Source organism: Yersinia sp. IP36721, assembly GCF_003634395.1.
Taxonomy (GTDB): domain Bacteria; phylum Pseudomonadota; class Gammaproteobacteria; order Enterobacterales; family Enterobacteriaceae; genus Yersinia; species Yersinia entomophaga.
In genome coordinates this window covers 101,258-125,165 of the sequence record NZ_QCZL01000009.1, presented here as the reverse complement: position 1 = coordinate 125,165, position 23,908 = coordinate 101,258, and the positions used below count along the sequence as shown (strand labels likewise).

Below are 23,908 nucleotides of genomic sequence, written 5' to 3'. Positions count from 1 at the left end.
TCACACGGAGATAGAAAAAATGAAACCGAAGAAGAATAGCATTCGGTTATTTTTATATTTCAGCATTTTTCTTATTTCCGTGAGATCTTTGGCTGATGATGGCGTTGAGTTTGATATTGGTATTCTTGAAGAACGCGGTGTTTCTGCCAGTGCGGCAGACTACTTTAAATATAAAGCCAGATTTAGCTCAGGAGATCATTCCATTGAGTTAACTATTAATGGTGTAGCTCGCGGCTGGGTAGATATGACGTTTAATCAGCAGGGTGAACCGTGTTTTAGCCCGGATTTTTACCAAAAAAGCGGGATTATTCCTCCCCCAATGGAAAACGGCTGTAGTGATTTACGGCTACATTATCCCAGAGCTTTGGTGAATTTATTCCCCAGTACGTCACGTATTGAAGTGATTCTCCCGGCGGAATTATTACAAGTCGGTGAAGTTGTTACGGGGAATTATGAAACCGGAGGTTCAGCGTTGTTAATGAATTACGACGCACTGGCGATAAGAAATCAGAACGGTAGCAATAATCTGCAAGCCTCCACGGAGGCTGGGTTTAATAGCGGCAACTGGATTTTTCGTTCCCGTCAGATCTTCAGCTATAAGGATCGGCGACAGCAATGGAGCAGGCTATATAGTTATTTGCAGCGTACTTTTATCGAAAAAAAAACGACGTTGCAAATGGGAGAAATTAACCTGAATAGCGGCTTATTCAGTACGCCACAAATTTACGGATTGCAGATAATGCCTGAAAGTGCTTTAGCCAGCAGAGAAGGCAGCGGAGCAACGGTGTCAGGCATTGCGCCAACGCAATCAAGCGTTGAGATACGTCAACGCGGAGCCTTGATTTACGTGACTCAGTTGCCGCCCGGCCCCTTCACTTTAACCCAAATTCCTATTAATTCCACCGGTGCAGATTTATTGGTATCGGTGATAGGCGTGGATGGGCAGACTCAGAGTTTCAGCGTGCCGGCGGCGAGTTTCAACTTGCAGTATGTTCCCAGAACGCGCGGTATTTATGCCGGAATGGGTAGAACCGGGCCAGGTTCTAATCAGCATCAGGAAAGCTGGCTAGGAACGTTGACAGACGTTCGCCCGTTAGGCGACTTATCGGATATTACTCAGGGTGTTTTGCTGGGTTCCCGTTACCACTCTGCCAGATTGGCAGTAAATACCGGTTTGATTCCCCGAACTTTTTGGGCGGTGAATGCGGTGACCAGTTGGGATCGCCAGAATGAAAAACAAGGCGTTCAATGGGGTAGCCACGTTGGCGTGAAGCTGGTTTCCTCATTGAAACTGAATTTATCGACTATGCATCGAACGGCTGGATTTCGCCAGTTTCAGCATAGTTTGCGAGAAAGGCCAGTGGCGGAGTTACCCGCAGTAGAGCCAAAGAATAAAAATCCTAACGCGGATAAAAGTGGCGTTAAGAATCAATACAGGGCGCAGTTAAGTTATAGCCAATCGTTGTTGGGCGGAATCAGTCTGGGTTATACCCAATCGGTATCTTTTGCTAAACAGCAGGAACGCCGTTGGAGTTTGGGGTGGAATAAACAGCTGCCTTACAACATTAATTTTAATCTGAATATGGAAAGAAACCTGAATAGCAAAGGAGACAAGATTATCTATGGAAATATCAGCATTCCGCTGAATTCTAATATGTCCTTAAGCAGCACCGTTTCTCAAAGCAGAGGAAGAACTCAGCAACGCGTTGGTTTGAATCATCAGGTTAATAATCAGTTGGGTTACAGTCTGGGGGTAAGTCAAACCGCGAATCAATCGGGGCAGGCGCTCAGCGGTACGCTGAGGGTATTACCTAAATATGCTCAGTTAGGCGTGGGTTATTTTCAGGATAGCGCGCGAAATAGCAGCTATCAGCTTCAGGCCAGTGGCGGCGTGGCGGTGCATAGTGCAGGCGTGACTCTTTCACCTTATGCGATTCAGGATACTTTTGCCGTTATCGCGCTGCCGGGCATCAGCGGTGCAGAAATACAAACTAATTCAGGTCCGGTATGGACCGATCGGCGAGGCTATGCGTTGGCTCCCAGTTTGTCGCCGTTTAGCTCCTCTCGGCTAGAAGTTAACACTAAGAAACTGGCGCGAAATATCGATATTAAGAATGGTATTCGATTAGTGGATGCCAGCCGGGGTGCGGTACTTAATTATAATTTCAAAGCAAATAAAACTCGGCGAATTTTGCTCTCGATACGCCTTGCATCGGGGGAGTATGCCGCTGAAGGCAGTGATATCACGGATAAAGAAGATAATTATGTTGGCACTGTTGGTAGCAAAGGAACGTTGCTGCTGAGCAATAGCGACGGAAATCCGGACTTATACATTAAGGACAATGAAAATGAGATATGCCAGTTGGATTACAGTCTGCCTGAGGCAAAGGATGCGCCGGTTTTATATGAAGAAGCTGATGCCCGCTGCCTGTAAAAATACTCCCTTCAGCGGCGGTTTTAAACTGGCGGTAGCGGCCCTACTGCTAAGTTTTACCGGAACGGCACTGGCGCAGTGCCACATCAGCGTGACTCAATCCCAACTGCATTTCGGCTCCCTGCCTCGTGCCCAGCTTAAGGGCGCGACCGATCGCGGCGTCAGTTTGGGAAAACACTATTTCAATGTCGATGTGCAGTGTCCGCAGCCGCGTTTATTTGCCATCGCTTATCAAGGGAATAGCCAAAGCGGCGAAAGCTATTCTTTGGATTCAGACCACGCCAGAGTTGAGCTGACGCCTTCTGCCGCGCAGGCTGATGGGCAACCGGTGATATTGTATCTCGGCGCTCGCTCTGCTTTTCCCGCAGGGAATAATGCGGAACACGCCAGACTCCCCCTGCATCCATTGACTCGAAATATGATTTACCCCGGTCGGCGAGCGGTTAGCCAATTAAGTTTTCAGATGACGGCAGAAGTGTGGCTGGCGGCAAATGCACTTAACCGCGGTGAACGGGTTCACCTGAATGGCATTGGCACTTTTGACGTGATGGAGTACCAATAATGAACCGTTCTCTCAATAGATATTTTGCTCGTTATCTTTCGATTGTAGTGGGAACGGTGAGTTACCTATTTGCTCATTTGGCTAGCGCAGAGACTTCTGTCAGCATTTATTTCAGCGCTGAAATCGAGCCGGTAGCCTGTCAGGTTTCCATCGATAGCGCCGTTGATTATGGCGAAATAGCTCAGTCCAAGCTCTCTGAAACCCACTTTACTGCTTTGTCGCATCGGGCGTTGCCGCCTATCAGCGTGGAATGTGACGCCAAAACTGCGCTGGGATTTAAGGCGACGGATAACCGTTCCGGCATCGCGACGGATGCCAGACTGATTGGCAGCAGCGGTACGGTTATTCCGCCAGAACATCATCTTAGTCTTGGGCGAACCTCAGACGGACAGCCGATTGGTGCCTGGGGCGTGATATTTTCTTCCGGCACGGTGGATGGCCGCACGGCGTTGATTGCCGGAACCTCGGCGGAGCCATTCCATGCGGCGAATACGTTAAACCCGAAAGGAAAAGTGGCTCAATGGATGGAGAATGGCACTCTCGCTATTGGTGAAACCTTTACGCTGCAAGGGGAAGTTGTGGCCGGTATTGCGAAGAAATCCGAATTACCTAGCGGCGATATTATTGTTCTGGATGGCATGGCTACGCTGGAAATTGTTTATTTGTAAATTAGTTAGCTGTAAATAGTGGGCGATTAACTTTACGCTTTCTCCCGCATTATCTGTGGTGATGATCGGCAAAAGTACCAGGCTGAACCATACTTAATCCTGATTTTTATGCTAATGAATCTGAGGGAGAAAGGTATGGATTGGCGGACGCACGAAGTGTTCAATCAGCCTGAGCCATTATCAAACAGCAATTTATTTTTGTCTGATATGGCGTTAAGGGAAGCTGTCATACGCGAGCAAGCCGGTTGGGATAATGAAGTATTAATTTCAATGGGCGCGCAGTTGGGATCGGCAGAATCGCTGGAGTTAGGGCGTTTGGCTAATACAAATCCTCCTGAACTATTACGCTTTGACGCAGCTGGACGGCGTCTGGATACGGTCAGGTTTCATCCCGCCTGGCATGTTCTGATGAAAGGGTTGGTAGGCAATCGGGTGCATAATCTGAGCTGGCAAGAAGATGCTCGTATCGGATCTGTGGTGGCCAGAGCGGCTCGTTTGATGCTGCATATACAGGTTGAGGCCGGAACCCTTTGCCCGATAACCATGACCTACGGTGCCATTCCTCTTCTGCAACAATCCCTACCTGCGCAATTTCAATCCTGGATATCTCCTTTACTCTCCGATCGTTACGATCCTCACGTCGCTCCCGGTGATCAAAAACGCGGTTTATTGATCGGTATGGGAATGACGGAAAAACAGGGGGGGTCTGACGTCTTGAGTAATTCCACGCGAGCAGAGCCTTTGGGCGCTCGCGGTGCCGGTGAAGCTTATCGGTTAGTCGGTCATAAATGGTTTTTCTCCGTGCCGCAAAGCGATGCGCACTTGGTTTTGGCGCAGGCCGAAGGTGGATTATCCTGTTTCTTTATGCCCAAAATTCTGCCCGGCGGCAGCAGTAATTCCATTCGTTTAGAACGCCTGAAAGACAAGCTGGGCAACCGCTCCAATGCCAGCAGCGAAGTAGAGTTTGATAATGCCATCGCCTGGCTATTGGGCGATGAAGGGGAAGGCATCCACCATATTTTAAAAATGGGCGGCCATACCCGTTTCGATTGTGCGTTAGGCAGCCACGGCATTATGCGGCGAGCCTTTTCCGTCGCTCTGGATTATGCCAGCCAGCGGCAGGCCTTTGGTAAGAATCTGACCGACCAACCTTTGATGCGTCAGGTGCTCAGCCGTATGGCGCTGCGTTTGGAAGGCCACACGGCGCTGTTATTCCGTTTGGCCAAAGCATGGGAACACGGCAGCGCGGAAGACGCATTATTCAGCAGGCTGATGACGCCGGCCGCCAAGTATAAAATATGCGGGCAGGGCAGCGCTTTTGTCGCCGAAGCGATGGAGGTGTTAGGCGGAATCGGCTATTGCGAACAAAGCGAATTGCCGCGCTTATACCGTGAAATTCCGGTTAACAGTATTTGGGAAGGCTCCGGCAATATTATGTGTCTGGATGTGCTGCGGGTTTTGCGCAAGCAGCCCGCAGCGATAGAAATGCTGAATCAAAATTTTTATGAAGTTCGCGGGCAGAATCGTTTGTTCGACCGTTCTTGGCGCCAGTTGGCTTTCCGGTTAAAAAATCCGCAGGAAGCACAGGGGCGAGAATTGACGCTGCAACTGTTTAATCTGAACTGTGCCGCTCAATTGTTGCGTTTTGCATCGCCGTCGCTGGCCGACGCATGGTGTCGTATGACGCTGGATCATCGGGATCAATATTCTATTCCGGAACCGCTTTGCGAACTGTTACTGACCCGAGCCGCAGCCGTTTAGCGATACAGAATGGCCTGTGAGTACCACTGACCCGGAATGACATAATCGCTATTCATAATGACTAAATAGTAACGGGCTCCGCTGGCATTGGCTTTGCTACGGAGTGCCGCTTCAGCATCCATCGGGCTGCCATATACCTGCACCGAAGCCATCCCGATTTTTTGTAATGTTCCGCTTTGAGCTCGGTTAATTTCCTGCGCGAAAGGCTGTGGCGCGGGAGGAGGTAGCGGCGTGGTTTTCAATGCGCTACAGGCGGAAAGGCTCAGTGTGAACAGTAGAACGACAAAGGCGCGATAATAGGTCATGGTGTGTTTCCTGTGTTGATATTGCCCCACTTTCTCTCAGTGTAACGCTCAAACATTCATAACGACCAGATATGTGTCATTTCTGATATATCTCGGAGGAGATTGGTTTAAGACTTTATTCAGCAGGTTTGGCACTATGGCGGTGCGTTTACAATTGGTTTGGCTGATAAGGCTTGTTTGACCCATAAGGACTGTTGTTATGGTTGAAATGTCGTTAGAAAAAGTACAGGGCATTGAGGTAATTCACGCCGCGCCAGCAGGCCAGCGTCATCAGCCTTTGCCGACCCTTTTCTTCTATCACGGTTATACCTCCTCCAAAGAAGTGTATTCCTATTTTGCCTATGCTCTGGCGCAGGCGGGATTTCGCGTGGTGATGCCGGATGCCGATATGCACGGAGCCAGATTTGACGGCGATGAAACCCGGCGACTAGGCTGTTTCTGGCAGATTTTGCGTTCAAATATTGATGAAATGGCTGGAATTAAAGAACACTATCAACAAACTGGATTAATTGATGGCGATCGAATCGGCGTGGGCGGCGCCTCAATGGGCGGGATGACTACTCTGGGAGCCTTGGTGCGCTATCCGTGGATAAAGGCGGCCGCTAATTTCATGGGGTCAGGTTATTTCACTTCTCTGGCCAAAACGCTGTTTCCTCCTTTGCCCAGTGCTGGTTCAACAAAGCAGGATGAATGGGAACGACAAATTGCTCCGTTGATTGAATATGAGGTAACCCACCAACTGGAGAGAATCGCCCGCAAACCTTTGCTGGTCTGGCATGGTGAAGCGGATGAAGTGGTTCCGGCGGTGGAAAGTGAGCGTCTGGTCGCAGCTTTGAAAGAGCAGGGGTTGGATCATCATCTAAGTTACCTGACCGAGCCTGGTATCGGCCATAAAATCACGCCAACGGCGCTGACGGCGGGCGCGGCATTCTTCCGGCACTATTTATAGTTATAGCCGCTCATTTATTGGCATTTATTTATAGGCACTAAAGGCCAGAAAAAACCCCCGATAGACGGGGGTTAAGTGTTTTAAGGGCTGTATTGTTTTACTGTCGGTCTTTCTCTGGTGTTGTATTTATCTTTGCAATTCTAGCGGTAAAGAACAGCGTTAATCTGAATAGAGCTGTTGCCGCCAGGTTCATGCATAGCGATGATTTGATAGGCGGTTGCGCCGCGTTCATCGGCTAATTTGCTAACCTGTGAGGTTGCATCGTCAGGGGAAACCACATTGTGACCCAGTGACACTGCGCCAACGCTGACACGCTGTTGCTGCATTGCCTGTTGAGCGGTGATTTCAGTGGCGGCGAAAGTGCTGGCCGATAGGAAGAAACTGAGGATCGCGGCGATAGTGAGCGTGATTTTCATAGGTGACTCCAATATTTTATTTATATACTTTGAATAAGTTTCCTGGCTGCTGCGCCGCTTGTTATGCGGTGGATGTAACTAATAGTAGTTCTCTTTTATAATTAATAAATGCGCTATTGCTGACTGACTCTTTCAAAAAATATGAATGATTTTTGCGCTGACCTAATGATTTTGTTGAAAGATTTAAAAAACTAATGGATCTCCATCCATAGTTCATTTGGTGAACAAAAAGTGCTATTTATTGGCTAGAACGGATATAGCTCGAATAATTCCTCTGCAATCCTTGAGTTTCCCTCCTCGCGCAAGTATAGTTACGCGTCATTTTTCGGCCGCACACAAACACGTTCCTTGCCTCCATGGGCCGCGGCTGACCCTATCAGGAGGCTGAATAATCCGTAAGGAGCAATTCGATGCGTCATTACGAAATCGTTTTTATGGTCCATCCTGACCAAAGCGAACAGGTTCCGGGCATGATCGAGCGTTATAGTGCAACAATCACTAACGCTGCTGGTCAGATTCACCGTCTGGAAGACTGGGGCCGCCGTCAACTGGCTTACCCGATCAACAAACTGCACAAAGCTCACTACGTTCTGCTGAACGTTGAAGCCCCGCAGGAAGCGATCGATGAGCTGGAAACAAACTTCCGCTTCAACGACGCCGTTATCCGTAGCATGGTTATGCGCGTTAAAAACGCGGTAACTGAAGCATCACCAATGGTTAAAGCGAAAGACGAACGCCGTGAGCGTCACGACTTCGCGTCAGAAACCAATGATGATTCTGAAGCTGGGGATTCTGAAGAGTAATTGCCGTGGTGGCCGCTAATCGACTGGTACTCTCTGGCACTGTGTGCAAGACACCCATTCGAAAAGTGAGTCCTTCTGGTATTCCTCACTGCCAGTTCGTGCTTGAGCACCGTTCAACGCAGCAGGAAGCCGGATTTAGCCGACAAACATGGTGCCGAATGCCCGTGATTGTCAGTGGACACCAGTCACAAGCATTAACTCACAGTATAACGGTCGGCAGTCAGTTAACCGTGGAAGGCTTCATTAGTTGCCATCAAGGGCGCAATGGGCTTAACAAATTGGTTCTGCATGCCGAGCAGATTGAATTGATAGATTCTGGAGACTAGCCTAATGGCACGTTATTTCCGTCGTCGCAAGTTCTGCCGTTTCACCGCGGAAGGCGTTCAAGAGATTGACTATAAAGACATCGCTACGCTGAAAAATTACATCACCGAAAGCGGTAAAATTGTCCCGAGCCGTATCACCGGTACTCGTGCCAAATACCAGCGTCAGCTGGCCCGTGCTATCAAGCGCGCGCGCTACCTGTCTTTGTTGCCGTACACTGATCGTCATCAGTAATCGGCCACTGTCCATTAACGACTTTGAGAGGATATGGTAATGCAAGTTATTCTGCTTGATAAAGTAGCAAACCTGGGCAGCCTGGGTGATCAAGTTAACGTTAAAGCGGGCTACGCTCGTAACTTCTTAGTACCGCAGGGCAAAGCTGTGCCGGCAACTAAGAAAAACGTTGAGTTCTTCGAAGTGCGTCGCGCAGAACTGGAAGCCAAACTGGCTGAAGTTCTGTCTGCCGCTGAAGCTCGCGCAACTAAAATTAACGAATTGGGCAGTGTTACAATCTCCTCTAAAGCAGGGGATGAAGGTAAACTGTTCGGCTCTATCGGTACTCGTGACATCGCTGATGCAGTATCTGCAGCGGGCGTTGAAGTAGCGAAGAGCGAAGTTCGTTTGCCGAATGGCGTTCTGCGTACCACTGGTGAACACGAAGTTCACTTCCAGGTACACAGCGACGTGTTCGCAAAACTGAACGTAGTTGTGGTTGCAGAAGCGTAAGTTACGCTGCTGTTAACCGTTAAAACGCCAGCCTCGAGCTGGCGTTTTGCTTTTCTGAGAACGACAAAAAAGCCCCTGTAACCCTGCCAGTTGCGATAATTCCTTTCCAGCATCCAGACGTAGCGATATCACGCCGCGAGCCTTTGGTTGGGCGCAGATAGCCTACAGAGAGAGAAATGGGTGACAGCGGCGTTTGGATCAAAGCCCAGGCCAGATTATGGCTGCGAAATCTGGGCTTTATCAGTCCTTGGCATTCGCGCTGAGGATTATCGATCGCGGCGGTAAGAACCGTCCGCTTGGCGGCTAAACAATACTTCCGCACTGTTGGCCGTTTCAATAGCCAGCGCGGTTACGCTGCCTTGCGCGTCCAGTATGATTTTCACTTCTTGTCCGGCTTTCAGGTTGCTCAGTGGCTTATCATTGCCTTCCACCTGCGCCATGGCAAACACTTCATTTACCGGTAAATTATTATCGCGGAACAGCTGGGCCAACGTTTTACCCGCTTGTACCTGATAGCTTTGCCAATTCCCCTGCGGTAACGTTGAGGACGGCTGGTTGACTGCGGGATTGCTCCCGCGTAATTCGGCCTGTAACGGAATATCTGTCGGTTCTGCCGTCACCGGGAATTGCCCGCTGCCGTTGTTACCGGAAGAAGGCCAAAGCAGTGCCAGCAACAATACCGCTGCGGCAATGATGACCCAGCGGCGATGGAAGAGAGGCAAGGGCTCCATCCAATGGAAATCATCCGGCAGATGCCAGATTTTTTGCAGCCAGTCTTTAATCACGGCTTGCTTTCCCGGCGACTTGATCTGCGGTGCTGATACTTTGTCGTCATCCATTACCGTTTCTGGCGGTAAGAGATCGGGCTCGCCAATGGAGGGCTCGGCTTTGACGCGGTTTTCAGGCTCATCGGTCGGTTTATCTGGCAGAATTCGCTGCCGGATAGTTAGCCAAGTGTGTAACAAAGGCTGGTAGACCCGATTGTTTTTCCTTCTCCTGGGCGCGATTCTGCCCATGGTGACCTCTCTTTCAACGACGTAAAAAAAATCACAGTGCTCGATCAGCGACTGCTGGATGGAACCTTTTCCCTGTTACTTGTTAGTATAGTTTGCTAACTGATTGATGCAGAAAGAAACAGGGATAATGCTGCCGAACGGGCTGTTTTAAGTCAGTGCAGAACCATTGTTTCTTTTTCTTCGACAAAAGTCATCATTAGCGATGCAAGATTTTACCCTACTCCCTTGCTGCTGTTATGCTTGCACCTTCGACTTTTTAGAGAATTAAGGAAAATCCATGACAACCCCTTCTTTTGATAGCGTAGAAGCGCAAGCAAGTTACGGTATCGGTTTACAGATAGGCCAACAATTACAAGAGTCCGGCTTGCAGGATTTGCAGCCAGAAGCCCTGTTGGCGGGCTTGCGCGACGCAATGGAAGGGAATACACCAACAGTTCCTGTTGATGTCGTTCACCGCGCGCTGCGTGAAGTTCACGAACGTGCCGATGCTGTTCGTCTGGAGCGCCAGCAGGCACTGGTTGTTGAAGGCGCTAACTTCCTGGAAGAAAACGCTAAACGTGATGAAGTGACCACCACTGAATCCGGTTTGCAATTCTCCGTGCTGCAACAAGGCGAAGGTCCAATTCCTTCACGTCAGGATCGTGTGCGCGTGCATTATACCGGTCGTCTGGTTGACGGTACGGTATTTGATAGCTCCGTAGAACGCGGCCAGCCGGCTGAATTCCCGGTTAGCGGCGTGATCCCAGGCTGGATCGAAGCACTGACTTTGATGCCGGTTGGCTCTAAATGGCAGTTAGCGATTCCACACAATCTGGCCTACGGCGAGCGTGGCGCTGGCGCATCTATTCCGCCATTCAGCGCGCTGGTATTTGACGTAGAACTGCTGGAAATTCTGTAAATTCTGAGCGGTTAGTGTGAAAAAGGGCGATCCAGGATCGCTCTTTTTTTATGGCTTTTCTACGACTTAGTTGCCACTTAACGCTCTGGGAAATAGCAGATTATTTTCTAAGTGAACGTGTTCCATCAAATCGCCGACGAATTCGTTGAGATTGGCATAAAGTGCGCGCCAGGTGGTGCAGGCTCCAGGTGGGGGCGTGATGTTATTGGTGATCTGTTTGATGGTTTCCAATTGCTGCCCTGCCGCTTCGTGCTCTGATTCCATCACGAAAATCGGCACGCTAGCCATTTTCCCCATTCCTTTGGCAATCATGGGGAATAACACTTTTTCCTCTCTTTCCATATGCTGTAATAAATCCTGATGTAGCACGCTGAGCTGCACTGCTAAACCTCGTGGGCAGGTGGGTTTTGCGGCATGTACGCGCTCTACCTTTTCTGCCATTAACACCAGCTCCGGCAATTGCTCGCGGTGCCGTTCATGATAGCGGTTGAGAATAAAACTGATCAGGTGCTCCTGTGGAACCTCTTGCCAGTTCTGCACTGCCTGAGTTTCTTTTTGCAACATGGTGAGCTCCGCTTCCAACGCGTCAATATTCAGAGCCCTGCGCTCGGCGGCACGTTGTAGAGTTTGTTTCCCTCCGCAGCAAAAATCGAGTTCATACCGGCGAAATAACGTTGTGGCTCGTGGTATGGCAATAGCCAGAGAACCGAGAGATTGATTGCGGTAATCCATTATGACACCTCTTTAATGTGTAACTTCTATAAGTTGCATTATAAATGCATGTTAATGTGTGTGCCATAGTTATTAAGAGGTAGTAAGGATGAGGGAGAAAGAGCAAAAGCGCTCCGTAGAGCGCTTTAAGGAGGGATTACTTCTTCTGCAAATCGACCTGATAAACTTCAAAACCAATGTCATCCAGTCCCTGTGCCTTCATGGGATACTGGGCTTTTTGCTTGATAAATTCAGCGGCTTTGGCGCTTGGTGAAGTTTCAAAACGAATATCCAACGGCTGCGAACTGGTGATTTCGGCTAGACGCCAGTTGTTATCAGCCTGAGGCTTAACCTGACCGTTCTTCTTGGTTTCTGCGCTGATATAGGCAGAGAGTACCGAACGGTTCTCATCCGGTGAAGCAAAGGCAATATGGTCATCGCCGGTGCCCGCGAATTTGCCACTGTAAGCGCGGTAGTTATTGGTCGCAATCAGGAAAGTGGCCTTTGGATCTAGTGGTTTACCTTTGTAAGTCAGGTTTTTAATACGTTCGGCTTTATCGTTGATCAGATTACAGTCGCCGTTGTAGCGAGCCGGCTGTGTCACATCAATTTCATAGTTAACGCCGTCAATCACGTCGAAGTTATAGGTACGGAAACCGTTCCAGTTAATTAGCGACTGCGGTTTGCTGCTTTTCACATCGATCTGATTGAATTGCCCGGCAGAGCATTCCAGCCACTGCTTCACCTCAGCGCCGCTGGCTTTCACTACGACCAGAGTATTGGGGTAGAGATACAAATCCGCGGCATTACGGAAGGTTAAATCACCTTTTTCGACTTCAACAAAACTGGCCGGATCGTTTTTGCGACCGCCTGCTTTGAACGGCGCTGCGGCAGAAAGCACGGGTAAATCGGCCAGATCCGGATCGCCCTGAATAAAGTGTTCGGTATAGGCGCGCTGAGCGTTGTTGACGATCTGTACCGTTGGATCGTCCTGAATCAGCGACAGGAAGCTATACATATTATCGGAGGCTTTTCCGATAGGTTGGCTGACAAAATCGCGGGTGCCTTTATGGTCATCGGCCAGTACTTTAACCAGCTTGGCGTTTTCCGGTGCCAGCGATTTTTTGTTGGTTTTATCGTAGATAGGGCGGGCTTCTGCCTTCGCCTGTTCGACCTGCCAGCTACCTTTATCGTTATTCAGTACAAAGTCTACAACGCCTAAATGGTCACCCCATTGGCCCGGCATTACTGCTGGAATGCCGTTTAGCGTACCTTGCGCTATATCCGCGCCTTTAATCGCAGCGAAATCTTTACTTGGGAAGACGGCGTGGGAGTGCCCGAACATAATTGCGTTGATTCCCGGAACCTGGCTGAGGTAATAAACCGAGTTCTCAGCCATGGTTTTATACGGCTCGCTGGATAGGCCTGAGTGCGGGATGGCGATAATCAAATCAGCCCCTTGCTTACGCATCTCCGGTACCCATTTTTTCGCGGTTTCGGTGATGTCGTCTACACGGACTTTGCCCGTCAGATTGGCTTTATCCCAGATCATGACCTGTGGCGGAACAAAACCGATATAACCAATGCGTAAATTATGGGTTTTACCGTCGCGATCTTTAACCGGTGTATCGGCGATCAGGAAAGGTTGGAACAGCGGTTTACCGGTTTTTACATCAATCACGTTAGCATTTACATAGGGGAATTTTGCTCCCGCCAGAGATTTCTTCAGGTAATCCAGGCCGTAGTTGAACTCGTGATTACCGATGTTTCCTACGGCATAATCCAGCGTATTCATTGCTTTGTAGACCGGATGAATTTCGCCTTCTTTCAATCCCTTGGCTGCCATGTAATCCCCGAGTGGGCTGCCCTGAATTAAGTCGCCGTTGTCTACCAGTACGCTATTAACCGCTTGCTGACGCGCTGCGTCAATCAGGCTGGCAGTGCGAACCAAACCGAACTGTTCAGTCGGTTTATCCTTGTAATAATCGAAATCCATCATGTTGCTGTGGAGATCGGTGGTTTCCAATACGCGTAAATCAACCGTAGCGGCCTGAGCCGCGCTGGCAATCAGACAGGCGAGTAGGGACAACGTCAGGGGACGCTTTATCATGGCTTTCTCCATTGTGGCTTTCCATATGAGAGCTATTCGACATGTATCGCAAAAGCAGATGTAATTTTAATTAATTGTGGCAACAAAGTGTGAAGTTTGGCAGAAAGCCAGCCAGATTAACGCGTAGACGCTCACAGATGCGGCAGGTTAATCCCCTTGATTTTATTACATGTTAAGTTGGCGATGGCTATTAATGGCAAAATTCACTAGTCTGCTACTCAAGCCGAATTCATCCTTTAGGTGAAGTTTATTTTGGTATTTACCTCTAAAATAAATAGAGGGAAAAGGGCGTTGCCGACTGGTAACAGCCGGACTGCGGTGAGCCGAACAGCGACGAAAAGAATGATAGATAACTTCAGAGGTGGATGATGTTAGAGCAAATTTGCCAGTTGGCACGCGATGCCGGGGCGGCGATTATGGCCGTCTACGATGGAGAGAAACCTCTTGATGTAGCACACAAAAAAGATGATTCGCCGGTAACCGCAGCGGATCTGGCGGCGCATCATATTATTAAAGCCGGTCTGGCAGCGCTGACGCCGAATATTCCCCTGTTGTCGGAAGAGGATCCTCCGGCGTGGGAAATTCGCCAGCACTGGCAGCGTTACTGGCTTGTCGATCCTCTGGATGGAACTAAAGAATTTCTTAACCGAAACGGTGAGTTTACCGTGAATATCGCGCTGATCGAGCAAGGCGCGCCAATCTTGGGCGTGGTGTATACGCCGGTGACGGATGTGATGTACAGCGCTGAGAACGGGCAGGCGTGGAAAGAGGAAGGCGGACGTAGGATGCAGATCCAGGTTCGTGATGCGCAACTGCCGCTGGTGGTGGTGAGCCGTTCCCACAGTGATGACGAGCTAAGAGACTATCTGGCTCAGTTGGGCGAGCATCAAACGGTATCCGTCGGTTCTTCCCTCAAGTTTTGTCTAGTGGCCGAAGGAAAGGCGCAATTGTATCCACGTTTTGGGCCGACTAACGTTTGGGATACCGCCGCAGGCCATGCGGTGGCCGTCGCAGCCGGAGCGCAGGTCAATGATTGGCAGGGCAAACCTTTATCTTATACCCCGCGTGAGTCTTTCCTGAACCCCGGCTTCAGAGTGTCGCTGTTTTAAGACTTCAGCAACTGGTGCAGTTGGGCGATGACCTGCTGCACTTCTTCCGCGCTTAATGCCCCATCTTTAACGAAACGAACGTTACCTTGCTGATCCAGCACCACGATGGTGGAGCTTTTGGCGGCCAGATCCCAAGCTTTCTTCACGTTGCCATTGCTGTCGACAATAAACTGCGACCAGGGAAACTCACGCTTACTGTCTTCAATGCTGTTACGCACAAACATAGCAGTGCCGATAATGGCGTCATCGGTATCGACGATTGTCGTCGTTTGGTAACGATCGTGCGGTAATTTGGCGGCCTTGATTGCTTCAATCAAGGGGGCATTCATCTCTTTGGCACTGCTGCGGCCGGCGATATGTTGCACCACCCGGACTTTGCCGGCTAATTGCGAGCTATTCCAGTTTTTATAGCTAAACTTATTATTAGCCAAATCCAGTTCACCTTTATCACTAACACCCACCGGCGGCACACGCTGATCGAGTTGAATGTTATGAGCCGAGGCAAGCAAAGGTGTGAAAATAAGGGAAAGAATGAGCAGGCTATTTTTTATCATGTGATGTCCTTGACGATGCTGAACGATGGAATTAGGCACTTGCGCCGCGAATTGAGGCAAGTTTTCAAATCATAGGTGCAGATCAGAGGTCTGTCCTGTCTGATGCCGATTTTAGTAATCGTTACTGTTTAGATGGTTATTCTGCCTTAACGGCCGTTTATGTTCGTGTGATTCTGTAATTTTATGTAAACACAGTATGTATGACTACTTTTGGCGGAACTTAGCGCCACTCTTCAGGTCTATTACTCTGCAATTATCTTACGCTACCTGTGATCCTGGTCGCTTAGGCCATTCGCGGAGCGTATTTGTGTCATGGGAGGAAAGCAAAAAAATGAGGATCTTCCAGCGTTACAACCCCGCTAAAGTCGCGATGTATGTCAAAACCCTATTCCGCGGTCGGCTATACATCAAGGATATGGGGGCTTTTGAATTCGACAAAGGTAAGATTTTGCCACCGAAAGTACGAGATAAACGCCACTATAGCGTGATGTCCGAGGTCAACCGCCAGGTTCTACGGCTACAGGCAGAAATGGGTTGATAAGGCGTAAAAGCAGTAGCGCCGAATGAATTGCGGCCCCGATAATGGGGCCGCTAGTATTTTCAGCAAGTCATTCTGCTCGTATCAATCAGGCATCGCTGCTTTCGTGCGGCGCTTTGGGCAGAATGGGAGCCGGAGTATCAGTGAGCTTGGTAACCAGTAGCTGATCGATCTTGTAGCTATCGATATCGACCACTTCAAACTTGTAGCCCGCATACTTGACGAAATCCGTGCGTTTCGGAATTTTACGCAGCATATACATCATAAAACCGCCGATGGTTTCATAATTGCCAGACTGCGGGAACTCATCGATATCCAGCACGCGCATCACGTCATCGATAGGCGTACCGCCTTCAATCAGCCATGAGTTTTCATCACGAGCAACAATCTGTTCTTCCTGCCCCTGGCCGACTAAATCCCCCATCAGCGTGGTCATTACATCATTCAGAGTAATAATCCCAACCACCAATGCATATTCGTTAAGAATAACGGCGAAGTCTTCTCCGGCAGTTTTGAAGCTTTCCAGCGCTTCAGAAAGCGTTAAAGTATCCGGAACTATAAGCGCCGAGCGGATTTGTACGCCGCTGCTCAGTACCAAACTCTGGTTGCCCAGCACGCGGTTTAGCAAGTCTTTAGAGTCGACGTAGCCTACGACCTGATCGATATGGCCGTCGCAAACTAAAAACTTGGAGTGCGGATGAGTCGCAATTTTCTCTTTGATGCTTTCTTCGCTTTCCCGCAGGTCAAAATAAATCACGCTTTCGCGAGATGTCATTGATGACGGAACGGTACGGGATTCCAGCTCAAAAACGTTCTCAATCAGTTCGTGCTCTTGTTTGCGCAGTACCCCAGCTAATGCTCCGGCTTCCACGACGGCGTAGATGTCATCAGATGTAATGTCATCCTTGCGAACCATTGGCAACTTGAATAAACGGAAAATCAGGTTGGCCATGCCGTTGAAAAACCACACTAACGGACGGCAGATCATCAGGCAGAAACGCATCGGGTTGACGATCCGGACGGCGACTGTCTCTGGTGCAATCATACCGATGCGCTTCGGGGTTAAATCGGCAAACAGGATGAACAAGCTGGTTACCAGAACGAATGAGCAGATGAAACTGACCTGGTCTGCCATTTCTGGCGACATAAAGCGCTCGAACACCACTTTGAATGACGGCGAGAAAGCGGCGTCACCAACAATACCACCCAAAATAGCGACGGCATTCAGGCCGATTTGCACTACTGTAAAGAAAATGCCCGGCGTCTCTTGCAGTTTCAGCACCCGAAGTGCGTTGATGTCTCCCTCATCAGCAAGAAGTTTAAGTTTGATTTTGCGTGAAGCAGCCAGCGATATCTCCGATAAAGAGAAAAAGGCACTTACCGCGATCAGAAAAAGAATCAGTAAAATACTGTTTAACATAATCTATCCGTGTCGTACCGACGATTCAGTCGGCGATCGTAAGGAAGGGTCATACATAAAAGTTAAAATGGCGGGCAGGAAAGCCGCCATTGGGCTGTGTCAACAGCCCGGATAGTATAGCAGCAGCAATCAGATGCCCGCTAGCCCCTACAAATTCGGTGGCAGGCAAACCCCAATGCCCCCTAAACCACAGTAGCCGTGAGGATTTTTATACAGATACTGCTGGTGATCGTCTTCCGCATAATAGAAAGGCAACGCCGCAGTAATCTCACTGGTAATGATGCGCTTATCACCGGCGTCTGCCATCGCTTGCTGGAATCGGGCGCGGCTGGCGTTAGCCTGCTGTTCCTGTTCCGGGGTCAATACGTAGATAGCCGAGCGATACTGAGTACCGATGTCGCCGCCCTGACGCATTCCTTGAGCCGGGTCGTGGTTTTCCCAGAAAATCTGTAGTAACTGGTCGTAGCCAATCACTTTGGGATCAAACACCACTCGCACCACTTCGGCGTGGCCGGTGCGGCCGCTGCAAACTTCATGATAAGTCGGATTTGGTGTATAGCCTCCGCTGTAGCCTGCGGCGGTGCTATAAACCCCCGGTTGTTGCCAGAACAGGCGCTCTACGCCCCAAAAACAGCCCATGGCAAAAATCGCTTCTTTCATACCTTCTGGAATATGAGTCATCGAGTGGCCATTTACGGCGTGAGTAGTTGCAACCGGCATCGGGGTGGTGCGTCCCGGCAGGGCATCTTGTGCGTTAATAACGGCTGATTTTTCTGAATTGTGCAGCAAAATGAACTCCGGTTATCACAGTGTTAAAGGATAGATAGTTGTATCTGATTGCGAGTTTGCACACAATAAGAGGCATATTGCGTTAATGTATCAGCTTAACGCAGAATCTTAGGGGCGACAGGCTTAAATCGGTCTTCATAAAGGGGAATATGGTGTGAAAACACCGTCATATATCCGTTAGCCGGTGAGATCGTTTTTTTACAGGAAAGTAAAAATTAATCAGGAGTACGCGTGTCTCGATACCCTATTGTGTGTTTTTTGTGTGCATTACTCGCAACACCGTTTGCTTATGCCGCCAATGTTCGGCTGCAGGTTGAAGGTCTTAGCGGGGATTTGGAAAGAAACGTTCGGGCGCGATTATCAACTATCGGCACCGATGAAGTCAGCGCCGATGGCCGGTTCCGTGCCAGGGTGGACGAAGCAATCCGTCAGGGACTTAGAGCGCTTGGCTATTACGATCCCATCATTGAATTTGATTTACAGCCCAAGCCTGCACCGGCGCGTTCAATATTAATGGTGAAGGTCACTCCGGGTGAACCGGTATTAATAGCCAGCGTTGATATCGTATTACAAGGCGGTGCGAAAACCGATCCTTCCTATCTGGCTCTGGTACGCCGGGACACGCCAAAAATCGGTTCAATTCTGAACCACGGCGAATTCGATAGCTTCAAAGGTTCGCTGACTAATCTGGCGTTACGCCGGGGTTATTTTGACGCTAACATGATCAAAAGTCAGTTAGGCGTAGCGGCTGAATTACGGAAAGCCTTTTGGGATATCGATTTTGACAGCGGCGAACGTTATCGTTTCGGTACGGTGAGTTTTCAGGGTTCACAAATTCGCGAAGATTACCTGCAAAATTTGGTTCCTTTCCACGCAGGGCAAGATTACAGCTCGGACGATTTAGCCGAACTCAACCGCCGTTTAGCGGCCACCAACTGGTTTAACTCCGTGGTGGTTTCTCCTGATTTTCGCGATGCGAAGAAAAGTAAAACATTGCCATTAGACGCCGTGCTGACGCCCCGCACGGAAAATACCGTTGAGCTAGGCGGTGGTTTTGCCAGCGATATCGGCCCAAGGGTAAAAGCCAGTTGGCGTAAACCCTGGGTGAATAATCGTGGCCACAGTTTTACGACGAGCGCCAACGTTTCGGCCCCTGAGCAAAGTCTTGATTTTAGCTACCGCATTCCTTTGCTGAAAAATCCACTTGAGCAATATTATCTGCTTCAGGGCGGTTTCAAACGTACCGATCTGAATGACACCAAATCTGACACCACCACGCTGAATGTGGCGCGTTTCTGGGATATGTCCAGCGGCTGGCAGCGTTCTATCAATCTGCGCTGGAGTCTGGACCACTTTACGCAGGGTAACGTTACGGATACCACTATGCTGCTGTATCCGGGCGCCAGTGTGAATCGCACCCGTCAGCGCGGCGGCGCGATGCCGTCGTGGGGAGACAGCCAGCGTTACTCGGTGGACGTTTCTGATACCACCTGGCGTTCCGACGTCGATTTTGCCGTGTTCCAGGCGCAAAACGTGTGGATTCGTACATTAGGTGAGAAAAACCGCTTCGTTGCGCGAGGAAATCTCGGTTGGATCGAAACCAATAACTTTAATCGAGTCCCTCCATCTCTGCGTTTCTTCGCCGGTGGCGATCGCAGCGTGCGGGGTTATAAATATCAAAGCATTTCACCGCTGGATAGTTCCGGTAAATTGAGCGGCGCATCCAAGTTGGCTACTGGCTCCATCGAATATCAATATAACGTCACTGGAAAATGGTGGGGTGCCGTATTTATCGATTCGGGTGAAGCTGTGAACGATATCCGTAAGAGCGATTTTAAAACCGGCGCGGGTGTTGGCGTGCGCTGGGAATCCCCGGTTGGACCGATTAAATTTGACCTTGCAGCGCCGGTTGGCGATCAAGAAACCCACGGAGTCCAATTCTATATTGGTTTGGGGCCTGAACTATGAATTGGCTAAAGAAACTCAGTATCGCATTTTTACTCATTTTGCTGTTGCTGATCGGCACTGTGGCCGGTTTGCTCGGCACCACTACCGGTTTGCACTTTCTGATCAACAGCGCGGCGCGTTGGGTGCCGGGGCTGGATATTGCCAGTGTCAGCGGCGGCTGGCGGGATCTCACGCTGAAAGGCATTCAGTACCAAATGCCGGGCGTGACGGTGAAAGCCGGCCAGTTCCATCTTTCCCTGCAGTTATCTTGTCTTAAACGTAGCGAACTGTGTGTTAACGCTTTGACGGCGCAGGATATTGACGTGGTTGTCGATACAAAATTGCTGCCGCCTTCTGAGCCTGTGCCGCCGGATAGCGAACCCATGGGCGAGCTGAGCACGCCGTATCCGATGACTCTGCGGCTGCTGGCGATTAACCATGTCAAAGTGACCATCGACGATACGGCGATTTCGCTGGACGAGTTCCGCACTGGTGCTCACTGGCAACAACGCGCGTTAACCTTGATGCCGACCAAAATTAGCGGGTTGTTGATTGCCTTACCGAAAACCACGCCAGTTGCCGTGCCGGAAGCAATGAAACCGGCGGTAGACACGGCGATTGCAGTCAAAGAAGCCACGGAAAAAGCAGCGGAGAAAGTGGCTGATTCCGCGCCAACGCAAGATTTAGCTCAGTCCTCCGAGCCTGAAAAACCGCTAGGGGAAACGTTAAAAGCCCTGTTCGCCAAGCCGTTGCTGCCAGAGTTGCCTGATTTTCGTTTGCCTGTCGATTTGCAGATTCAGGAAATCAATGCTCAACAGCTGCGTTTGACCGGCGATACCGAAGCATTAATCACTAGCCTGATATTGAAAGCCAGCACGCAAGATCAAAGGGTGACGCTGGAAACGTTGGATATTAAATCCCCGCAGGGTGGCTTGACCGCCAGCGGGCAGGCTACGTTGGCAGATAAATGGCCGTTGGAGTTGGTGGTAAATAGTGCCGTTAACGTTGAGCCGCTGAAAGGCGAGAAAATCAAACTGAACCTGGGCGGCGGCCTGCGGGATCAACTCACTGTGGCGCTAAATTTGTCCGGCCCGGTCAGCGCTCAGCTTGAAGCACAAACTGAACTGGCTAAAGCCGGTTTACCTCTGGCTTTGACCTTACAAAGCAAGCAGCTGCGTTGGCCTTTTACCGGCGACGCTCAGTTCCAGGTCAATAACTTCAAAACGCGCTTTAACGGACAGGCCTCAGATTATGCGTTGTCTATTCGCGCAGACGTAAAAGGGGCGGATATTCCTCCCGCCGTCATTACTTTGGACGGGAAAGGCAACGTTGAGCAGTTTAGGCTAACGCGTTTGCGGTTGGCGGCACTGCAAGGAAATACCGATCTAACTGGCGTAGCCGACTGGAGTCACGCTATTAGCTGGAACTCGGTTCTGACGCTAAACGGCATCAATACGGCGAAGCAGTGGCCGGAATGGCCGGCGAAACTGGACGGCAAGATTGTCACCCGCGGCAGTATGCACGGCGGCAGCTGGCAGCTTAATGTTCCAGAGCTGACTTTAGACGGTAACGTAAAACAGAATCGCGTCACGGCCAGAGGCTCTCTCACCGGCAATGCCGCCGGACAATGGCATATTCCGGGTATCAATCTGGCGTTGGGTCGCAATAAGCTGGATGTGAAGGGCGATCTGAATGACAAATGGGTTCTCGACGCCAATGTGGACGCGCCGCAGTTAGATGGCGCTCTGCCAGGTTTGGCTGGCGTGGTTAAAGGCAATCTGAAGCTGCGCGGCGATCTTGCAGCACCACAGCTTTTGGCCGATCTAACCGCGACGGGGTTGCAATGGCAAGCACTACATATTCGCCGGATTAAGGTCGATGGCGATGTGCGTTCTGCTGAGCAGATTCAGGGGCAACTGGCGGTACGGGTTGAGCAACTGAAGCAGGACGACTTATTGGTCAGTCTGTTGACGCTAGATGCCAAAGGGAGCGAAAAGCAGCATCAGCTACGTTTAAACGTTCAGGGAGAGCCGGTTTCTGGCCAGTTGGCGCTGGACGGCAGTTTCGATCGTCAACAGCAGCGCTGGCGTGGCAATCTGAACAATACCCGCTTTGACACGCCAGTTGGAGAATGGCGTTTAAATCGCGCTATTGCTCTGGATTATCTCAATACGGCGCAGAAAATCACCATCGGGCCGCACTGCTGGCAGAACCCGAATGCCGAACTTTGTGTGCCACGTACCATTGAAGCTGGGCCAAGCGGGCAAGCTAGCATCGTGCTTAATCGCTTTGATTTGGCGATGATTAAACCCTTCCTTGGGCCGGATACCACGCTAAACGGCGTATTCAGCGGTCGAGCGGACGTGAGCTGGGCAGAAGGTGGTGCCTTGCCTCAGGCCAAGGTTTCTTTGGTGGGTAAAGGGGTTAACGTTAAACAGATGGTTCAGGGGAATCCTCTGCCGCTGGCCTTTGATACCCTGAATTTGAACGCGGCGCTGAATAATGGCCGGGCTCAGGCCGATTGGCTAATTAAGCTGACAAATAACGGCCAGTTTAACGGTCAGGTGCAGGTCGCGGATCCGCAAGGGCGCAGAAATCTCTCTGGTAATATTGCTATCAGTCATATTTCGCTGGCGATGATTAACCCGATTCTCAGCGACGGCGAGAAAGCCAAAGGGATGTTGAACGCCAACCTGCGTCTTGGTGGCAATGCCAAAAATCCACTGGTCTTCGGGCGTTTGGCGCTTGAAGACATGGATATTGACGGTAGCTGGATGCCATTTGATATTACTGATGGGCGTCTGGCCGTGAATTTTGATGGCATGACCTCCACTCTGGAAGGGTTGATTCGAACCACAAACGGGCAGCTTAATCTTGATGGGAGCGCGGATTGGCGCAATATCGATGCATGGCGTGCCCGTATCGCGGCGAAAGGCAATAAGCTGCGAGTCACTATCCCACCAATGGTTCGCGTTGATGTATCACCGGATATTGTGTTTGAAGCTACCCCGCAGCTGTTCTCTCTTAACGGTTCTGTGGATATTCCGTGGGCGCGTATAACGGTACAAGAAGTGCCGGAAAGCGCGGTTGGCGTATCTCCGGATGAAGTGATGTTGAATAACAACCTTCAGCCTATCGCCCCAAGAAGCGCGGGTATTCCGATTAACAGTAATCTGCTTATTCATGTTGGCAATGATGTTCGTCTGAACGCTTTTGGCCTGAAAGCGCGCCTGCAAGGCGATCTGAAAATGGTTCAGGATCAGCGCGGTTTGGGGTTAAACGGCCAAATTAATATTCCGTCCGGTAGTTTCCGTGCCTATGGGCAGGATCTGATCGTGCGGAAAGGCCTGCTGTTGTTCTCCGGGCCGCCGGATCAACCGCTGCTGAATATTGAAGCGATTCGTAACCCAGATTCTACCGAAGATGGCGTCACCGCTGGGGTTCGGGTTACTGGGTTGGCAGATGCGCCGCAGCTTGAGGTGTTCTCCGATCCGGTCAAATCTCAGCAAGAGGCTTTGTCATACTTACTGCGTGGCCAGGGTCTGAGCAGTTCTGGCACCGATAGCAGCATGATGACCTCAATGCTCATCGGCATGGGGGTGGCGCAGAGCGGCAAGCTGGTGGGGCAAATCGGTGAGGCGTTCGGCGTAAGCGATCTGGCGTTGGATACTCAGGGCGTAGGAGATAGTTCGCAAGTGGTCGTTAGCGGATATGTCACCAAAGACCTACAGGTAAAATATGGTGTCGGTATATTTGACTCATTGGCGACGTTAACATTACGCTATCGATTGATGCCCAGGTTGTATCTGGAGGCGGTGTCTGGTATTAATCAGGCATTAGATGTGCTCTATCAGTTTGAGTTTTAATG

Annotated in this window: 22 protein-coding genes; 14 read left to right on the top strand and 8 right to left on the bottom strand. The window is 50.2% G+C overall.

The genetic code is table 11. From position 1 onward, the window contains the following. Positions 1-19: 19 nt before the first annotated feature. From DBA33_RS09970 to DBA33_RS09955, 4 genes are all read left to right on the top strand, one after another. Positions 20-2,434, top strand: a complete 2,415-nt coding sequence (locus DBA33_RS09970; RefSeq protein ID WP_120806355.1) for a fimbria/pilus outer membrane usher protein — start codon at positions 20-22, stop codon at positions 2,432-2,434. Continuing rightward, complete coding sequence (locus DBA33_RS09965; RefSeq protein WP_064516051.1) at positions 2,406-2,996, top strand: hypothetical protein; 591 nt, start codon at positions 2,406-2,408, stop codon at positions 2,994-2,996. Before DBA33_RS09970 ends, DBA33_RS09965 begins: the two co-directional genes overlap by 29 nt. Continuing rightward, entirely contained in the window at positions 2,996-3,664 is a 669-nt protein-coding gene (locus DBA33_RS09960; RefSeq protein ID WP_120806353.1) for a DUF1120 domain-containing protein, read from the top strand. The genes DBA33_RS09965 and DBA33_RS09960 overlap by 1 nt, the downstream gene beginning before the upstream one ends. Positions 3,665-3,799: 135 nt before the next feature. Next, positions 3,800-5,425 carry an isovaleryl-CoA dehydrogenase gene (locus DBA33_RS09955; RefSeq protein ID WP_120806351.1) on the top strand — a complete coding sequence of 542 codons (1,626 nt, stop codon included), beginning with the start codon at positions 3,800-3,802 and terminating at the stop codon, positions 5,423-5,425. Here the strand turns inward: DBA33_RS09955 and bsmA are convergent. Further along, the gene (gene bsmA, locus DBA33_RS09950) at positions 5,422-5,730 is read right to left on the bottom strand and encodes a biofilm peroxide resistance protein BsmA (RefSeq protein ID WP_120806349.1); all 309 of its coding nucleotides are present in this window, start codon (positions 5,728-5,730) and stop codon (positions 5,422-5,424) included. The two genes, DBA33_RS09955 and bsmA, sit on opposite strands and share 4 nt — an antisense overlap. A gap of 199 nt (positions 5,731-5,929) precedes the next feature. Between bsmA and yjfP the strand changes: the two genes are divergently transcribed. Beyond that, the gene (yjfP, locus tag DBA33_RS09945) at positions 5,930-6,679 is read left to right on the top strand and encodes an esterase (RefSeq protein WP_064516059.1); all 750 of its coding nucleotides are present in this window, start codon (positions 5,930-5,932) and stop codon (positions 6,677-6,679) included. A 140-nt stretch (positions 6,680-6,819) separates the two neighbouring features. On the opposite strand, the gene DBA33_RS09940 is transcribed toward yjfP, so the two are convergent. Next, positions 6,820-7,095 carry a DUF1471 domain-containing protein gene (locus DBA33_RS09940; protein ID WP_064516061.1) on the bottom strand — a complete coding sequence of 92 codons (276 nt, stop codon included), beginning with the start codon at positions 7,093-7,095 and terminating at the stop codon, positions 6,820-6,822. Between the two features lie 410 nt (positions 7,096-7,505). On the opposite strand from DBA33_RS09940, the gene rpsF reads away from it, so the two are divergent. From rpsF to rplI, 4 genes are read left to right on the top strand one after another with little or no spacing between them, the layout of a single operon-like run. Then, complete coding sequence (gene rpsF / locus DBA33_RS09930; RefSeq protein WP_038241841.1) at positions 7,506-7,898, top strand: 30S ribosomal protein S6; 393 nt, start codon at positions 7,506-7,508, stop codon at positions 7,896-7,898. A 5-nt stretch (positions 7,899-7,903) separates the two neighbouring features. Beyond that, complete coding sequence (gene priB, locus DBA33_RS09925; RefSeq protein ID WP_049599320.1) at positions 7,904-8,224, top strand: primosomal replication protein N; 321 nt, start codon at positions 7,904-7,906, stop codon at positions 8,222-8,224. Positions 8,225-8,228: 4 nt separating this feature from the next. Continuing rightward, a complete protein-coding gene (rpsR, locus tag DBA33_RS09920; RefSeq protein ID WP_000135199.1) occupies positions 8,229-8,456 on the top strand; it encodes a 30S ribosomal protein S18 in 228 nt (75 codons plus the stop codon). Between the two features lie 39 nt (positions 8,457-8,495). Further along, positions 8,496-8,948, top strand: a complete 453-nt coding sequence (gene rplI, locus DBA33_RS09915; protein WP_049599324.1) for a 50S ribosomal protein L9 — start codon at positions 8,496-8,498, stop codon at positions 8,946-8,948. Between the two features lie 266 nt (positions 8,949-9,214). Here rplI and DBA33_RS09910 read toward each other — a convergent pair whose 3' ends face one another. Beyond that, positions 9,215-9,964: a LysM-like peptidoglycan-binding domain-containing protein gene (locus DBA33_RS09910; RefSeq protein WP_064516063.1), complete on the bottom strand. Its 750-nt coding sequence runs from the start codon at positions 9,962-9,964 to the stop codon at positions 9,215-9,217. A gap of 277 nt (positions 9,965-10,241) precedes the next feature. On the opposite strand from DBA33_RS09910, the gene DBA33_RS09905 reads away from it, so the two are divergent. Next, positions 10,242-10,862 (top strand): peptidylprolyl isomerase, encoded by a 621-nt coding sequence (locus DBA33_RS09905; RefSeq protein ID WP_064516065.1) that lies wholly within the window; start codon positions 10,242-10,244, stop codon positions 10,860-10,862. Positions 10,863-10,928: 66 nt separating this feature from the next. Here the strand turns inward: DBA33_RS09905 and ytfE are convergent, their stop codons facing one another. Both ytfE and DBA33_RS09895 read right to left on the bottom strand, forming a co-directional pair. Next, a complete protein-coding gene (gene ytfE, locus DBA33_RS09900; RefSeq protein ID WP_064516067.1) occupies positions 10,929-11,594 on the bottom strand; it encodes an iron-sulfur cluster repair protein YtfE in 666 nt (221 codons plus the stop codon). A 136-nt stretch (positions 11,595-11,730) separates the two neighbouring features. After that, complete coding sequence (locus DBA33_RS09895) at positions 11,731-13,695, bottom strand: bifunctional 2',3'-cyclic-nucleotide 2'-phosphodiesterase/3'-nucleotidase (protein ID WP_120806345.1); 1,965 nt, start codon at positions 13,693-13,695, stop codon at positions 11,731-11,733. A 356-nt stretch (positions 13,696-14,051) separates the two neighbouring features. On the opposite strand from DBA33_RS09895, the gene cysQ reads away from it, so the two are divergent. Beyond that, positions 14,052-14,792 (top strand): 3'(2'),5'-bisphosphate nucleotidase CysQ, encoded by a 741-nt coding sequence (gene cysQ / locus DBA33_RS09890; RefSeq protein WP_064516071.1) that lies wholly within the window; start codon positions 14,052-14,054, stop codon positions 14,790-14,792. Here cysQ and DBA33_RS09885 read toward each other — a convergent pair. Continuing rightward, positions 14,789-15,346: a YtfJ family protein gene (locus DBA33_RS09885; protein WP_049599340.1), complete on the bottom strand. Its 558-nt coding sequence runs from the start codon at positions 15,344-15,346 to the stop codon at positions 14,789-14,791. The genes cysQ and DBA33_RS09885 overlap by 4 nt on opposite strands. A gap of 331 nt (positions 15,347-15,677) precedes the next feature. Here DBA33_RS09885 and DBA33_RS09880 point away from each other — a divergent pair, with 331 nt between their 5' ends. Next, entirely contained in the window at positions 15,678-15,884 is a 207-nt protein-coding gene (locus DBA33_RS09880) for a DUF1107 domain-containing protein (protein WP_064516074.1), read from the top strand. A gap of 88 nt (positions 15,885-15,972) precedes the next feature. Here DBA33_RS09880 and DBA33_RS09875 read toward each other — a convergent pair whose 3' ends face one another. Together DBA33_RS09875 and msrA are read right to left on the bottom strand one after the other, a co-directional pair. Next, a complete protein-coding gene (locus tag DBA33_RS09875; RefSeq protein WP_049599346.1) occupies positions 15,973-17,304 on the bottom strand; it encodes a hemolysin family protein in 1,332 nt (443 codons plus the stop codon). A gap of 147 nt (positions 17,305-17,451) precedes the next feature. Beyond that, positions 17,452-18,090 carry a peptide-methionine (S)-S-oxide reductase MsrA gene (gene msrA / locus DBA33_RS09870; protein WP_084414384.1) on the bottom strand — a complete coding sequence of 213 codons (639 nt, stop codon included), beginning with the start codon at positions 18,088-18,090 and terminating at the stop codon, positions 17,452-17,454. Positions 18,091-18,324: 234 nt separating this feature from the next. Here msrA and DBA33_RS09865 point away from each other — a divergent pair, with 234 nt between their 5' ends. Together DBA33_RS09865 and DBA33_RS09860 are read left to right on the top strand one after the other, a co-directional pair. Then, positions 18,325-20,061, top strand: coding sequence for an autotransporter assembly complex family protein (locus tag DBA33_RS09865; protein WP_120806341.1), 1,737 nt, complete (start codon positions 18,325-18,327; stop codon positions 20,059-20,061). Beyond that, on the top strand, positions 20,058-23,906 hold the full coding sequence (locus DBA33_RS09860; RefSeq protein WP_064516080.1) for a translocation/assembly module TamB domain-containing protein: 3,849 nt from the start codon (positions 20,058-20,060) through the stop codon (positions 23,904-23,906). Before DBA33_RS09865 ends, DBA33_RS09860 begins: the two co-directional genes overlap by 4 nt. The last annotated feature ends 2 nt before the right edge of the window (positions 23,907-23,908 follow it).